A 14418-nucleotide genomic window follows, 5' to 3' on the forward strand; every position below is an offset into this window, starting at 1 on the left:
CGATCAGTCCGGACAATAGGACGCGCCCCGATCGCCTGCCACGGGGGAAGCGGGCGATTGGGGCGCGCATCTGCAGCTTAACCACCCATGACCAGCGGCACAACGGGGCGGCTCGGGTCAGATTTCCGACCGGGGCCTGTCACGGGGGCGATCCGTGGCGGACAGCACCCCCGGGCGACGCCGGACGAGCGCCGCGCCGAACCGGAAGTCGCCTCACATTTCACCTGGCCAGTGGCGTACCCGGTCCGGGCAGCGTGGTGGCCGGGATCACGTCGTCGGTGGGCTCGCCACGTGCCTCGGACGACGGGGCAGCCAGCCGAGGAACCGGTCCTGCAACGAGGTCGATCCGGGTGCGTGCAGGTCCTCGACGGCGGCGGCCAGACACGCGCCCAGGTAGACGCTGAGCATCGGCCGGTCCGTCCCGTACTCGATCAGCAACTGGGCACGCTTCGGCTCGCAGGGCCAGTCCGCGCCGCAGGTGCCGCAGGTCCAGTCGGGAGTCACCGGGGCGTGTTCGGCCACCCGCTGCGACGGCACCTCACCACCGGTCTCGGTCACCGCACTCCCCGAGCGATCCGCCACACCTGTCATCGCGCTCCCTTCCGCCTCCACACAGGACCGCGGGTGGGCACCCGCCGCCGCGCCACAAGCACCGTGCGCCCCAACAGCGTCCGGGGTCGGCACGGCGTTACGTCGTTGCGGTACGTTGACCAACCATGACCGCCGCGACACACCGTACGCGTCACCTTCACGCAGAGCACTCGCCGCCGGTCGACGGTACCGGGGCGGCCCGCCGAACGCACCACCCGGTGATCGCGCGTGCGTGACCTGTTGCCTCCCGAGGTGGCGGTGGCGGTGGCCCGGGAGCAGGACTGGTCCGGGCAGCTCTACGCCGAGGAGGCGGCCGGTCTCGGGGAACGCGCGGTGGACAGCCGGCGTCGTGACTTCACCGCGGGCCGGGTCTGCGCCCGACGGGCCATGGCGGAGCTGGGCCTGCCGCCGGTCGCGGTACCCGCCGCCGAGGACCGCGCGCCGGTCTGGCCGGCGGGCACGGTCGGCAGCATCACCCACACCCGGGGCTACTGCGCGGCGGCGGTCGCGCGCCGCAGCCAGGTGCGTGGGGTCGGCATGGACGCCGAGCAGCACAAGGAACTGAGCCCGGGGGTACGCCGACTGATCTGCCTGCCCGAGGAGGAGGACCGGTACGCGCGCCTGCCCTCCGGCGTCTCCTGGCCGACCGTGGCGTTCAGCGCCAAGGAGACGGTCTACAAGCTGTGGCACCCGATCGTCGGCACCTGGCTGGACTTCCACGACGCGGTGGTGGAACTCGACCCGGAGACCGGGACCTTCACGGCGCGCATCGCACCGGCGCGGATCGACGCCGCCCCGGTCGACCACCCACCGACCCGGGTGACCGGCCGGTACGCGGTCGACGCGGAACTGGTCCGCACCGCCGCCGTACTCCTGCCGCAGTGAGCCCGCCACGCCCCCGTCGCCGGTACGCGCCTGAGCGTCACCACCCCTGACCGGGCCGTACGGCCCCTGGTCCTCCTCCGCTCGGACCCCTACCGGTGGCCGCTCGGTGTTGCCCGCCCGAGGTAGCGTCAGGCGGTTCGCGTTCGACGTCAGGTGCCCGAGGAGTACGGTGAGCGACCCCCAGCCCCCATCCGGGCCGCAGGACCCCTACCAGCCGCCGCAGCCGCCCAGCGATCCGTGGGCGCCCCTGCCGCCGGTCGGGCAGCCGAACGACGCGCAGCCCGACGGCACGTGGTCCGCCCTGCCCGACGACCACGACAGTGCCTGGGCCGCCCCGCAGCCACCGCCCGCCCCACCGGTCTCGGGCGCGCCCCAGCCGCCGGTCTCCGGGTCGCCGCACTACCCGGCCTCGGGTGCCCCCCAGCCGCCCAGCTCGGGATCGCCGTACGCGCCGCACCAGGCCGCCGCCGGCGGGTACCCGCAGCACGACCCGTACCAGGCGGGTGCCGGGTACCCGCAGGCCGGTGCCGCGTACCCGTCGCACGACCCCTACCAGGCGCCCGGCGCCTACCAGCAGCCCGGACCGTACGCGTCCGGCGGCTACCAGCAGGGCGGCTATCCGCCCGGCGGCACCGGCTACCCACCGGGTGCGCCCGGGTACCCGTTGGGGCCACCACAGCCCAGCGGCGGCTCCGGCAACAAGACCGCGCTGATCGTGGTGGCCGTGATCGCCGCGGTGGCGCTGCTCTGCTGCGGCGGCGGCGTCATCGCGCTGCTCAACGGGTCGGGTGACGACCGGGAGACCGGCGCGCGGCCCATACCGTCGGCCGCCTCGCCGGCACCGGACCCATCGCCGAGCGCCGCGCCGACCGAGGCCGCGCCACCGCCGCCGCCCCCGCCCACCAACTCGCCGCCCAGCGGCGAGACGTACAACCTGAGCATCGGCACCACCCTCGTGGTGAACGACAACAACGGCACCGTCGAGATCACCGTGACCCGGGTGCGGACGGTGAACGAGGGCTGCCGGTCGTTCGCGCCCGAGCCGCGGAAGGGCCGCTACCTGATCGCCGACGTGACGGCCACGGTGACCAAGGGCACCGGTTCCATCAACCCGATCTACTTCGAGTGGGTGGCCGCCGACGGGACCTCGGTCAACGGCCTGGCCGGGATCCTGGCCGGCTGCGGTGAGTCCCTCGGTTCCGGCAACAACCTGCCCGAAGGCACCAAGCGGACCGGCACCGTCGTCTTCGACGTCGCCGACACCAACGGTGTGGTGGAGTACAAGCCGCTGTTCCGCTCCGCCGGCTCCTGGCGGCCGTAGCGCACACCGGTGGTACGTCGGGCGAGCCGCGCGAGTGGGCCGGCTCGCCCGACGACCGGAGTGATCGTCCTGAGTGGACATCGCTACACTCCGCCCGGTGATCAACAAGAGATGGTCGTCAGCCGCCCTGTTGGGGCTGCTGACGGCGACCACACTGGCCGGCCCCGCGTCGGCCCGGGCCGACGACGACCAGGCAGAACCCGTCGCCGAGCCGCCTCGCGTCCAGCTCGTACTGGACGTGAGCGGCTCGATGCGGGCCACCGACATCGACGGACGCAGCCGCATCTCGGTGGCGCAGCAGGCGTTCGGCGAGGTGGTGGACGCCCTGCCCGACGAGACCCAACTCGGCATCCGGGTGCTCGGCGCCACCTACAAGGGCCAGGACAAGCAGCAGGGCTGCCGGGACACACAGCAGATCGTGCCGGTCGGCCCGGTGGACCGGGCGAAGGCCAAGGCCGCGGTGGCGACACTGCGCCCGACCGGCTTCACCCCGGTCGGGCTCGCCCTGCGGGAGGCCGCGAAGGACCTCGGCACCGGCACCACCGCCCGGCGGATCGTGCTGATCACCGACGGGGAGGACACCTGCGCCCCGCCGGACCCCTGCCAGGTGGCCCGGGAACTGGCCGCCCAGGGCACCACGCTGGTGGTGGACACCCTCGGCCTGGCACCCGACGAGAAGGTCCGCAAGCAGCTTCTCTGCATCGCCGCCGCCACGGGTGGCACGTACACGGCCGCGAACAGCGCCGACGACCTCACCGACCGGCTCAAGCAACTCGTCGACCGGGCCCGTGACACGTACGCCACCACGCCGGCCAAGGTCGACGGGACCGACGTCTGCGACGGCGCGCCACTGCTCTCCCCCGGCGTCTACACCGACCGGGAGACCTTCTCCGAGCACCGCTGGTACCGGGTGCCGGTCCGCCCGGGACAGGAACTGCGGGCCTCGGTCAGCGTCGCGCTCGACCGCCCGATCAACCCGGACCACGGCGTCCTGCTGCGGGCCACCGCGACCGACGGTCGGGAACTGGTCCGGGGTGTGGACGCCGGCAGCGGACGCACCGACGTCGTCTCGGCCGGCCTGCGCTGGTCGGCCACCGAGGACGACGACGCCGAGCGCGACGAGGACGCCACCCCCCGCCCGACGGCGAGCGCCACCCCGGCCGTGACCACCGTCTGTCTGGTCGTCAGCAACATGTTCTCGCCCCAGGCGGGCACCGCCAAGGACCCCGGCATGCCGGTCGAACTGACCGTCGACGTGGTCGCCGCCTCCCCTGCCCCGGACGGGCCGGACCTGGGTCGCGGCTGGGTGCTGCTGCTCCTGCTGACCCTGGCCGGTCTGCTCACCGGGCTCGTCACCGGCCTGCTCACCCGCTGGTGGGTCGCCACCTGGAGGGAGAACTGATGCGTACCCGATCGGCAACCGTGGCCACGCTGCTGGCCGCCGGCATCGCGCTGGCCCCGGGTGCGGCGCTGGCCGCACCCACCCCCACCCCGTCGCCCGGTGCCGCCACCGTAACCAAGGCCGGCACCACGTTCCTCAGCGCCACCCCGATCGCGGCGGGCCAACCGGTCCGGGTGGGTGCCTCCACCGGTGAGTACCTCTACTGGTCGTTCCCGGCGGCGGCGGGCGAGACCCACGAGATCACCGCGACGGTCTCCCTCGCCGAGCAGCGCACCGGCACGTCGACGTGGACCGTCGAGGTCTTCGACGGGCTGCGCCGCCGCCAGGCGTGTACGGCCGGGGCGCAGACCCCGACCGCCGACTCCTCGGTGCGTACCGTGGCCATCGGCTGCACCCTGCGGCGCGTCCGGCCCTGGGCGGAGCCGTGGTCCGCGGACCCGCTGCCCGGCACGTACTACGTGCGCCTGTCGGTGGTCGACGTGCCCGAGCCCGACCTGGGTCGTCCGATCGACGTGGACCTGCTGATCTCCGCCAGCGGGGACGCCGGCAGCGCCCCGGAGGACGGCCGGCTGGAAGCCCCGCTGGTGGCACCGACCAACGCCGGTGCCGTGCTGGCCACGGAGCCGACGGTCGCACCGGTCGACGAGGACGACGACGGCTGGAACATCGACCTCACCGGGTGGCTGCCCGAGGCCGGCTCCCGCTGGATCTGGACCACCGCCGGTGGTGTCCTCGCCGCCGTGGCTGGTGTGGTCGGTTTCGCCCTGACCCGCCGCCCGTCCGCCCGGCGGGTCCGCGCCTAGCACCACCTGACCGCCGAAGATCTTGGTTCGAGACGGCACCGGAAAGGGCCGTCTCGAACCAAGATCGTTCTCAGGTCCTGATCTGGTGGGTGATCGTCGGGTCGGTGATCTCCGAGTCCTTGGCCAGCAGCATCGCCTTGCTGAGGATGACCGCGAGCATGCCGTCCCCCTCGAACGGCAGGAAGTGCCGCTCCCCCGGGTTGGTGGCGCCGCGGGCCGGCACGATGCAGAGGTACTCGTCGTTCGGGCTCATCAGGATGTTGCCCGAGCCGAGGTGGATGCGGTAGGTCCGCAGGTCACCCTGGACCACCAGGAACCGGCCGTCGACGTGGGCGCGCTGCCCCACCGCCAACCGGGGCAGCAGCCGGGTCAGCAGGTCACGCCGGGTCTCGGCGGTCGCGGACAACTCCCCGAAGCTGTACGACGTCCAGTAGTCGCGGAACCAGCCCTGCGGTCCGCCGTCCGCCCAGGTCGGGTCGTTGCCGACGCTGGCCACCCCGACGAACAGGTCGACGTCCCGCATGACCTCGCTGAACACCAGCGGGGGAACCTGGTCCAGCGGCAGCGCGTCGGCCGGTCTGCCGTTCGTCCAGGCGCCCGTGGAGTAGCCGCCACCGGACGCGTGCGTCCAGTTCTGCGCGGCGTCGATCGGATAGAAGCGCACCTGGTCGGTGACGAGCCGCAGATACGACCCGCTCTCGGTGCAGTCGGACTCGTAGTCGTCGCCGGCACCCTCCACCCAGTACTCGGCACGCAGGCCCCAGCCGGGCAGCTCACGGCTGGTCGGCGGGTAGGTGTCGTCGACCATCAGCCGCAGCCGGTCCGACCAGCCCCGGACCGCCGCCAGTGCGTGATATTGATGTTGGCGCAGGATGTGGCCGGCGAACCGGTTGGAGTAGGTGCCGGTGGTCTCCTCGGCCGGGGTGAGCAGGTACACCTCGCGGTGGGCCTGCTTGAACGGCTGGACCACCTGGTGCCGTTCCAGCCACTCGCGCCAACCCACCACCTCCGGCACCGGACGACCGATCGGGTGCCAGATCCGTACCTCGGCGTCGTCGGCGGCGCTGACCCGGGTGTCGTCCAGGGTGCGCAGCTCGCCGTCGACCCAGCCGCAGGGCACCCCGTCGACCAGCCAGAGCAGCCGGCGGGCCAGCGTGCCGACCAACGGATGGTCGAGGTATCGCTGCCGCCAGGCGGTCAGGGTCCAGACGCGCTGGGCCAGGAACAGCCGGTCCAGCCGGGCCGCCTGGGCGGCGAGCATCCCGGTGATCTCCTTGGCCAGGCCCTTCAACTCGGCGAGTTCCGTGGCGTGGTCACGGCGTACCGCCGCCGGCGGACTCTTCACCTGTCGGCCGGACTCGGTGAACCAGGCCAGGGTGGTGCCGGTGGAACCGATCAGCAGCTCGGCCCGGCAGCCGCCGAGGGCCGTCCGGTGCCGGCCCACCTCGGTCAGGCCGTAGTCCGGGACGGCCAACTCCTCGATCTCGTCCCGCCCGATGCCCATCGCCGTGGCGCGGGCGTCGAGCGCCTTGTCGATCTCGTTGCGGGTGCCCTTGTAGGTGACCCGGGCCGACAGCCGGGCGAGTTGCGCCAGCGCCGCCTCGCCGTCGACCCGACCGAGCACCCCGACCGCCGCGTTGGCCACCTTCGGGCAGGCCGGCCCGATCCCGGGCAGCCGCCGCAGCATCGTCTCGACCAGGCCGCCGACGCGGCGTACCTGCTCGGGGGTCGGTGCGGACCGCTCGACCAGCCAGAGCAGGCCGCGCAGCACGTCCGCGTTGGCCGGGGCGGGCGGTGACTGCGGGGTACGGGAGGCGGCGGCCAGCCACCGGTCCAGCACCTGCGTCACCTCGGCCGGGTCGACCTCGGCGAGCAGCCGGGACGCCTCGGTCGACCAGCCGACCGTGGGACGTGCCGCGACCGCGGTGCTGGCGTGGGCCACCAGCCGCTGCCAGGCTGGACCGAGGGTGGCCACCTCGGTGCCGACCTGCTCGGCCCACGGGTCGCGCGGGTCGAGCTGCGGGCCGACCAGCTCGGTCAACGCCTGCCGTAGTCGCTGACTCTCCCCGGAGCGGTCGGTCAGCACCTTGAGCAGGTCGGCCGGGAGCGGACCGGTCGCGGCCACCCCTCGGGCCACGATCTCCAGCGTGCCGGGCGTGAGCGCACGCCAGCCCCGCACCGCGTACCTGGTCAGGTCCTTGAGCTGCTCCGGGGTCAGCTCGGTGGGGAGCCGGCGGGCGACCTGGTTGATCAGTTCGCAGGCGGTCCAGTCGTGTCTGCGGCGCTTGATCGCGATGAGGACCATGGCGTGCACCAGTCGGGCCACGTCCGGGCCGGGCAGTGGACGCAGCGCGTCGCGTACGCCCACGTCGTCGCGGCAGTGCCGGGCGTGGGCGTAGAGGTGACCGGCCAGCTCGGTGAGGTCGTCGGCGGCGATCAGGTCGCGGGCCCGGGCGGCGAACGAGGCGGTGTCGGTGGCGGTGGTCATCAGCCACCCACCAGCGGGACGAGCTTGAGGAACGTGACCTCGGTGTCGCGGCGCAGGTCGACCTCGTCGTCGAGCTCGGTGACCTGACGGTCGTCGACCAGCACCACGAAACCGTTGCGTCCGAACGCCTCCTCGGCGAGGGCGACCTGCCGCTCGGCGTCGACCCGCCGACGCGCACGCTCGGCCCGGTCACCGTTGAGGGCCTGCTCCGTCGCGTGGGGCGCGACGAGCAACCGGCGCGGCTGCGGGACGGCGGCGTTGTACTCGGCCACCTCCTGGTGGATCCGCCGCCGGATCAGCTCCCGCAGCGTCAGCCGCTCCTCGAAGATCTGCAGCGCCCACGCGGGCGTACGAGCACCGGCCGTGCTCTCGTCTACGAATGTCACCGTCGCCATGCCGCCGGAGTCTAGGTACGGCCCCCGACAGAGTGCTCAGTCCAGGGCGAAGGTGGCCGACGCCCGCCCGGCGGCGTCCGACACGGCTTCCAGGTGGAGCAGCCCGTCGCGGTGCCGGACGTACTGGCCGGGGAAGTTCACCGACTCCAGCGACACCTTCGCCGCGTCGGCGAGCCCGGCCCGGCGGGTGAACGTGGCGTCCTGCCGGAACAATGTGGAGCCGTCGCTGCGCTCCACCCAGAGCTGGTGGTTACGGTGACGCAGGTAGTAGCCGGGATAGTTGGTCGACTCCAGCGAGATCGCTGCGGAGTTGGCGAGGCCGGCGACGATCCGGAACTGCGAGTCGGCCAGGGCGGTGACGTTCGGCTCCAGCCGCGCCCGGAACTCCCAGTGCCGGATGTAGCGGTCCGGCAGGTCGTGCGCGCGCAGCCGCACCGGGCTGAGACCGTCCGGCACCGGTACGCCGAAGTTCGGCGTACCGTCGGCGTTCCAGTAGACCCGCTGGAGTCGGGTACGCCGGTTCGGGTCGGTCAGCGGGTCGTAGCCGTTGCCGAGGTACCGCTCGTAGTTGCGGGAGTGATAGACGATCACGTCGCTGCCGTCCTCGGCGACGGTGAACGAGTTGTGCCCCGGCCCCCACTGGCCCGTCCTGGCGTCGCTGGCCAGCACCGGTGTGGACCGCTTGCTCCACGACGCCGGGTTGAGCAGGTCGCTGGTGGCCGAGGCGGTGAGCAGCCCGACCGCGTAACTGGCGTCGGTGGCGCTGGCCGAGTACGTCATGAACACCCGCCCGTTGCGGATCAGCACCGCCGGCCCCTCGTTCACCCGGTATCCCCGGGTCTCCCAGGCGTGCGTGGGGGTGGCAATCAGGGCCGGGGTGCCCGCGTACGTCCACGGGTTGACCGCACGGGCCAGATAGATGTTCGAGTTGCTGCCGGCGTACTCGGCCCAGGCCAGATAGCGCACTCCGTTGTGGACGAACGTGGTGGCGTCGAGCGAGAAGCTGCTGCGTGCCGGTTGGAGTTGGCCACGTTCCACCCAGGGCCCGTCCAGCGGGTTGGCCGCACTGCTCTCCAGCACGTACGGCCGGATGGCCCAGATGTCGTCGGTCCGTCCGGCGGCGAAGTAGACGTACCATCTGCCGTCGATGAAGTGGATCTCGGGCGCCCAGATGTGCGCGCCCATCTCACCACTGCCGTGCTTACGCCAGATCACCCGTTCGGTGGCGGTGGCCAGCCCCTGGAGCGTGGTGGCGCGGCGCAGCACGATCCGGTCGTACTCCGGGACCGTGGCAGTGAGGTAGTAGTACCCGTCGGTGTGCCGGTAGACGTGCGGGTCGGCACGTTGCTCGGCCAGCGGGTTGGTGAAGGTGACCGCAGCGGCCTGCGCCGGCACCGCCCCCACCACCATCGCGGCACCTCCCACCAAGACCATGACCGCCGTCATCGCCACGACCCTGCGGACACCGCGTCGCACCATCGCCCCGCCCTTCCACCACGACAGGAACACCACCACCGCATTGATAGCGTTAACAAATCACGCCCGTCAAGGGACGTTCATCTATCCGAAACCCCCACCCCACCCCACGCGTTGATCAAGAAGTTTGCGCCCACGACGACGTCCTGGAACGACCAAACCTCTTGATCAACCGGCGGAGGCACGGCGGGGTGGGTGGGGTGGGTGGGGTGGGTGGGGCGTCAGTGGGGGTCGAAGACGGGGCGACTGTTCGACGTCGAGGCCACCTCGTCGGCGGGCGCTGCGGTGTTCTGGCATGCCGCCAGGAGCACCTGACGGGTGAACGCCGAGATCGCATCGAGGCCGAAGAGGCGGGTGCCCCCAGCCGTGGTGTAGATCGCATCGGCGCGGAACAGGCCGAGAAACTCGTCCGGAGATTCGGTGTTCTGGGCGCGCTCGACCGTGGCGATCACGTGCTTGATCGCTTCGATCTCGGCCTCAGGGTTCGACTGATCGACGTCACTCATGTCGACCAAGTTAGGAGTTGAACCTCACTTGAGGTCAACGCGGAAAGCGCTGGTCTTCGCGCGCCGCGCGCACCCGGAGTACCCGAAACTGCCTGAACCGGTCAGTCGAGGCAGAACTCGTTGCCCTCGACGTCCTGCATCACCAGGCAGGACTCGTTGAAGCCGTCGGATTCCAGCAGCCGTACCCGAGCTCCGCCGAGCGCGACCAGCCGTGCGCCCTCGGCTTCGAGCGCGGCCACACGTTCCGCGCCGACCAGCCCGGTGGCGGCCCGTACGTCGAGGTGCAGCCGGTTCTTGGCCACCTTGCCCTCGGGTACGCGCTGGAAGAACAGCCTCGGACCCGCGCCGGTCGGGTCGACGCAGGCGAACGCCGCGCCCTGCCGCTCGGGCGGCAGCGCGCGAGTGAACTCGGCCCAGTCGGCGAATCCCTCCGGTGGCGGCGGCACCACGTATCCCAGCACCTCGCACCAGAAACGGGCGACGCGCTCGGGTTCTGCGCAGTCGAAGGTGACCTGGACCTGCTTCACGGACGCCATCGACCCACCATACGGCGACCGTCTCTCAGGCCGGAGGCCCGCCCCGCAGCAGGCCCGCGATCCGCTCGTACTCGGCGGCCATCTCGGGGGTGGCCAGGAAGTCGTCGAGGTCGGCGGAGACCTGGTGGTCGACCTCCTCGACGGAGCGGAGCGCCAGCTCGTAGAGCTCGTCGCGCTGCCCGGTCTCCAGGTACGTCGTCCAGTGTTCGAGCGCGATCAGGGCGATGAGCAGGTCCGGGTCCATGTCGCCGTCGGTGAGGGCGCCCTCCTCAATCCGCGTGATCAGCTCACGTGACGTGGCGGCGTCGGCCGTCCCGACGGTCTCCCGGGCGAGCGCGAACGCCGCTGTGGCGTCCTCGTCCAGTTCCCCGTCGGCGGCGACGTCGACCAGCCCCTCGTCGCGTACGAGGCGGGCCACCGTCTCGGCGCCGAACACCCGGAGGTCGCCCTCCCCGGCCGTATCCACGAGCCGACGAATCGCTGTTTCGAGCTGGTCGTATCGCACCAGCGCAGTCTAGGGAACAGGTGAGACTTGACCCTGTCACAGTGTCAAGGTCTTCACTGGTGGTCGGAGGTGGTTCCCATCGACTCGACAGGCAAGCCCACGCCCGACGCGCGAGTGGTCGCCGCGTTGGCCGCCGACGACTCGTCGACACGACTCAACGCGGCGCTGGCCGTCGGCACACACCCGGTCCCCGGCCTGGTGGACGCGCTCGTGGCCCGGTGCGGGGTCGAGCCGGACTTCTTCGTGCGCGACATGCTCACCTGGGCGCTGACCCGCTTCCCGCCGGAGACCACGATGCCGAGGCTGCTGGCGGAACTCGGCTCCGCCCACGCCCAGGCCCGCAGTCAGGCGCTGCACACCCTGTCCAAGATCGGGGACCGGAGCGCCTGGCCGGCGATCACCACGGCGCTGCTTCGCGACGCCGACGACACGGTGGCCCGGACCGCCTGGCGGGCGGCCGTCGTCCTGGTGCCCGACGCGGAGCGGGCGGCGCTGGCCACGGAGCTGGCCACGCAGTTCGGTCGCGGCGACCGGGAGGTCCAGCTCAGTCTGAGCCAGGCGCTCGTCGCGCTGGCCGACGTGGTCGAGCCGGTCCTGGAGGTGGCGGCCACCCACCGGAACCCGGCGGTACGGGTGCACGCCCGCGCCACGGAACGGCTGCTGTACGACCCGGACGCCGGATTCGACCTCGCCGTGCACGAGGCCAGACGGGTCGCGGTCCTCGGACCGGACCGGGAGGAGTCGCCTGGTGCTGATCGGTGAGGTGGCGCGCCGCTCGGGGGTCAGTGCCCGGATGCTCCGGCACTACGACACGCTCGGGCTGGTCCGCCCCACCGGCCGCACGGTGGGCGGCTTCCGGGAGTACACCCCGGAGAACATCCGGCGGATCTTCCACGTGGAGGGGCTGCGCTCGCTGGGACTGTCGCTGCGCGAGATCGGTCGTACCCTCGATGATCCCGGCTTCACCCCGGCGGCGCTGGTCGGCGACCTCATCCGCCGGACCGAGGAGCGGCTGCACCGGGAGCGCGAGCTGCTCGACCGGCTCCGCACGGTCGATGCCGCCGAGCCCGCCGACTGGCCGGAGGTGGCGCGCCTGATCGAGCTGCTGCACGGTCTCGGTTCGGGTAGTGCCGCCCGGCGTCAGCAGGCCGTCCTGACCGAGCACGAGGCGGTCCCCGCCGAGCTGCTGGCCGAGGCGGTGCTCAACGAGTCGGATCCGCACGTCGCCGGTGCGTTGCGGTGGGCTCTCGCGCGGGCGTCCGGCGGCGGCGCGGCCCGGGTGGCGTCCGGCCTGACCTCGGATGACGCCGAGGTCAGGCGGCGCGCGGTCCAGGCGCTCGCCGAGTTGCCCGGAGACGAGGCCAGCAGCGCCCTGGTCGACGCGCTCGCCGACGCCGAGCCGACGGTACGGGGGCCGGCCGCGCTCGCGCTCGGTGCCCGGGGCGACACCCGGGCGGTACCGACGCTGGTCGGCCTCGTGGTCGACGGCCCGAACGACGTCGAGGCGGCAGAGCTGCTGGGCACGATCGCCGAGGACCCGACGTGGGCGGTACGGATCATGGCGGCGTGGGCCGACGCACTCGCCGATCCGGGGGCGGACTCGGCGGCGCGGATGCGACTGACCCAGGCCCTCGCCGAGATGCCGGGGACCCTGGCGGCGGACACGCTGCGCCGGTTGACCCGCGACGACGACCGACCGGTGGCGCTCGTCGCGTCGGCCCTGCTGGCCGTCCTCGACGGGCGTGGGTGACGCCGGTGAGCAGCGCGGCGCGACCTGACGCCGGTCAGGCCGGGACGTGCCCGTTCAGGTACGCGTTGATCTGGTCGATCTCCAACTGGTTGAAGACCTCGGGCTGGTCGGCGGCCTGATTCGAGTTGATGATCCGCTTGAACAGGTTGTAGTGGGCCATCGACCGCAGCCCGATGACGCGGTTGGGGGTGACCAGGTACCCGGTGCCGCCGGTGCTCCAGATGAGGTACATGAGTCCGTCCTTGGTGAGAATCGCGGGTGGCTGGCCGGGCGCCCCGGCGTAGGGAGCGCCGGTGAGGATCGACTCCGGGTCCACGCGGTGCCCGTTCGGATGGAAGATCTCCAGGTGCAGGTGCGGCCCGGTGGACCGGCCCGTCGAGCCGACGTTGCCGAGGTGCTGCCCGGCGGCGACCTGTGTGCCGACCCGCACCACGGGTACGTCCCGCAGGTGGCCGTAGACGCTGCGCCACCCGTCGGCGTGGGTGACCGTGGCGTGGTGGCCGAGCCCGGCGGCGCTGTAGGTGACGCCGGTGACGGTGCCGGCCGCGATCGACCGGACCGGATAGCCGAGGATGCCAGCGGCGCTGTAGTCGGTGCCGTTGTGCTGCCGCCGCTCGCCGGTGATCGGGTCGACCCGTACCCCGAACGACGAGGTGATCGGGACCCACTTGTCGAACGGTCGGTTCCAGCGGGGCGTCGCCCCGTACGCCGCCTCGGCGAGCCACGCCTCGGGGATGACACCGACGGCGAGGGTGGCGGTGATCAGACCCAACAGGCGTCGACGATCGACCAGGTGACCTTCGTCCACAACCGCTCCAGCCGGTAGCCGGGACACGTCCGCCGACACCGCCGAGCGAAACGACGATCTTCGATCGAGCGGAGTTTGGAGTTTAGGTCACCGTTCGGTCGGGACGCCACCCCTCAGGCGGTCGCACCACGCCTCAGGCGGTCGCGCCGCCGTCGATCGCGATCGACGCACCGGTGATGTGTCGGCCACCGTCACCCACCAGATGACTGACCGTCGCGGCCACGTCGGCCGGCGATGCGTACCGCCCGAGGGCGATCTGCGTCCGCTGCGCGTCGGCGCCGGCGCTGTCGGCCGGGTTCATGTCGGTGTCGGTCGAGCCGGGCAGGATCAGGTTGACGGTGATGCCGCGCGGGCCGAGTTCACGGGCGAGCGCCCGGGTCAGCCCGTTCACCGCACTCTTGGTCATCGCGTACGCGCTGACTCCGGGTGCGGGGACGCGACTGGCGAAGCTGCTGCCGATGTTGACGATCCGCCCGCCCTCGCCCATGTGCCGCACCGCCGCCTGCGTGGCCAGGTACACCCCGCGGACGTTCACCGCGACCGCCCGGTCCAGCGCGTCGAGGCTGACCGACTCGATGGGTCCACCCGCGAACACCCCCGCGTTGTTGACCAGGATGTCCAGCCGCCCCAGCTCGGCCACGGTCCGCTCCACCGCACCGACGACCGCCCCCGAATCCGCGCTGTCCGCGCTGATCGACAAGCCCGTGCGCCCGTACGCCTCGATGTCGGCCAGGACGGACTTCGCGTTGTCCCCCGCTGTGCGGTAGGTGAACGCCACGTCGATCCCGTCCTCGGCGAGGCGGCGCGCGACGGCGGCGCCGATGCCCCGGCTCCCGCCCGTGACCAGGGCAACCCTGCCGGCAGTTCTGACCGTCATACCGCAATCCTGACAGTTCACTCAGGATCCCGATCATCCGGGTCACCTGTCACCACAAGCTGTTGCGCGGCCCTC

At 72.2% G+C, this 14418-nt stretch carries 15 protein-coding genes; 6 read left to right on the forward strand and 9 right to left on the reverse strand.

Annotation, left to right across the window (positions count from 1 at the left end; genetic code table 11):
• Window positions 1–267 precede the first annotated feature (267 nt).
• Window positions 268–558 carry a hypothetical protein gene (locus ACZ31C_RS00895; protein WP_465793650.1) on the reverse strand — a complete coding sequence of 97 codons (291 nt, stop codon included), beginning with the start codon at window positions 556–558 and terminating at the stop codon, window positions 268–270.
• Window positions 559–819: 261 nt separating this feature from the next.
• Between ACZ31C_RS00895 and ACZ31C_RS00900 the strand changes: the two genes are divergently transcribed.
• The 4 genes from ACZ31C_RS00900 to ACZ31C_RS00915 all read left to right on the forward strand — a co-directional run bounded on the left by ACZ31C_RS00900 (window position 820) and on the right by ACZ31C_RS00915 (window position 5002).
• Entirely contained in the window at window positions 820–1476 is a 657-nt protein-coding gene (locus ACZ31C_RS00900) for a 4'-phosphopantetheinyl transferase family protein (RefSeq protein ID WP_465793651.1), read from the forward strand.
• Window positions 1477–1645: 169 nt separating this feature from the next.
• Entirely contained in the window at window positions 1646–2797 is a 1152-nt protein-coding gene (locus tag ACZ31C_RS00905) for a DUF4352 domain-containing protein (RefSeq protein WP_465793652.1), read from the forward strand.
• Between the two features lie 97 nt (window positions 2798–2894).
• Window positions 2895–4199 carry a VWA domain-containing protein gene (locus ACZ31C_RS00910; protein WP_465793653.1) on the forward strand — a complete coding sequence of 435 codons (1305 nt, stop codon included), beginning with the start codon at window positions 2895–2897 and terminating at the stop codon, window positions 4197–4199.
• Window positions 4199–5002: a peptidase gene (locus tag ACZ31C_RS00915; protein ID WP_449945509.1), complete on the forward strand. Its 804-nt coding sequence runs from the start codon at window positions 4199–4201 to the stop codon at window positions 5000–5002. The genes ACZ31C_RS00910 and ACZ31C_RS00915 overlap by 1 nt, the downstream gene beginning before the upstream one ends.
• 70 nt (window positions 5003–5072) lie before the next feature.
• On the opposite strand, the gene ACZ31C_RS00920 is transcribed toward ACZ31C_RS00915, so the two are convergent.
• The 6 genes from ACZ31C_RS00920 to ACZ31C_RS00945 form a co-directional block, all read right to left on the reverse strand.
• A complete protein-coding gene (locus tag ACZ31C_RS00920; RefSeq protein ID WP_465793654.1) occupies window positions 5073–7490 on the reverse strand; it encodes a DUF4132 domain-containing protein in 2418 nt (805 codons plus the stop codon).
• Complete coding sequence (locus tag ACZ31C_RS00925) at window positions 7490–7885, reverse strand: hypothetical protein (RefSeq protein ID WP_465793655.1); 396 nt, start codon at window positions 7883–7885, stop codon at window positions 7490–7492. The genes ACZ31C_RS00920 and ACZ31C_RS00925 overlap by 1 nt, the downstream gene beginning before the upstream one ends.
• Before the next feature lie 36 nt (window positions 7886–7921).
• Window positions 7922–9319, reverse strand: a complete 1398-nt coding sequence (locus tag ACZ31C_RS00930) for a family 43 glycosylhydrolase (RefSeq protein ID WP_465793656.1) — start codon at window positions 9317–9319, stop codon at window positions 7922–7924.
• A gap of 263 nt (window positions 9320–9582) precedes the next feature.
• Window positions 9583–9867, reverse strand: coding sequence for an SgcJ/EcaC family oxidoreductase (locus ACZ31C_RS00935; protein ID WP_465793657.1), 285 nt, complete (start codon window positions 9865–9867; stop codon window positions 9583–9585).
• Window positions 9868–9968: 101 nt separating this feature from the next.
• Complete coding sequence (locus ACZ31C_RS00940; RefSeq protein WP_465793658.1) at window positions 9969–10403, reverse strand: VOC family protein; 435 nt, start codon at window positions 10401–10403, stop codon at window positions 9969–9971.
• Between the two features lie 25 nt (window positions 10404–10428).
• On the reverse strand, window positions 10429–10908 hold the full coding sequence (locus ACZ31C_RS00945; RefSeq protein WP_465793659.1) for a hypothetical protein: 480 nt from the start codon (window positions 10906–10908) through the stop codon (window positions 10429–10431).
• 69 nt (window positions 10909–10977) lie between these two features.
• Between ACZ31C_RS00945 and ACZ31C_RS00950 the strand changes: the two genes are divergently transcribed.
• Window positions 10978–11670, forward strand: a complete 693-nt coding sequence (locus tag ACZ31C_RS00950; protein WP_465793660.1) for a HEAT repeat domain-containing protein — start codon at window positions 10978–10980, stop codon at window positions 11668–11670.
• Window positions 11657–12658 carry a HEAT repeat domain-containing protein gene (locus tag ACZ31C_RS00955; RefSeq protein WP_465793661.1) on the forward strand — a complete coding sequence of 334 codons (1002 nt, stop codon included), beginning with the start codon at window positions 11657–11659 and terminating at the stop codon, window positions 12656–12658. The genes ACZ31C_RS00950 and ACZ31C_RS00955 overlap by 14 nt, the downstream gene beginning before the upstream one ends.
• Before the next feature lie 34 nt (window positions 12659–12692).
• Here ACZ31C_RS00955 and ACZ31C_RS00960 read toward each other — a convergent pair whose 3' ends face one another.
• On the reverse strand, window positions 12693–13466 hold the full coding sequence (locus tag ACZ31C_RS00960; RefSeq protein ID WP_465793662.1) for a M23 family metallopeptidase: 774 nt from the start codon (window positions 13464–13466) through the stop codon (window positions 12693–12695).
• Window positions 13467–13599: 133 nt separating this feature from the next.
• Window positions 13600–14343 carry an SDR family NAD(P)-dependent oxidoreductase gene (locus ACZ31C_RS00965; RefSeq protein WP_396740828.1) on the reverse strand — a complete coding sequence of 248 codons (744 nt, stop codon included), beginning with the start codon at window positions 14341–14343 and terminating at the stop codon, window positions 13600–13602.
• Between the last annotated feature and the right edge of the window lie 75 nt (window positions 14344–14418).

The sequence above is a fragment of the Micromonospora sp. NPDC023869 genome (assembly GCF_055559695.1).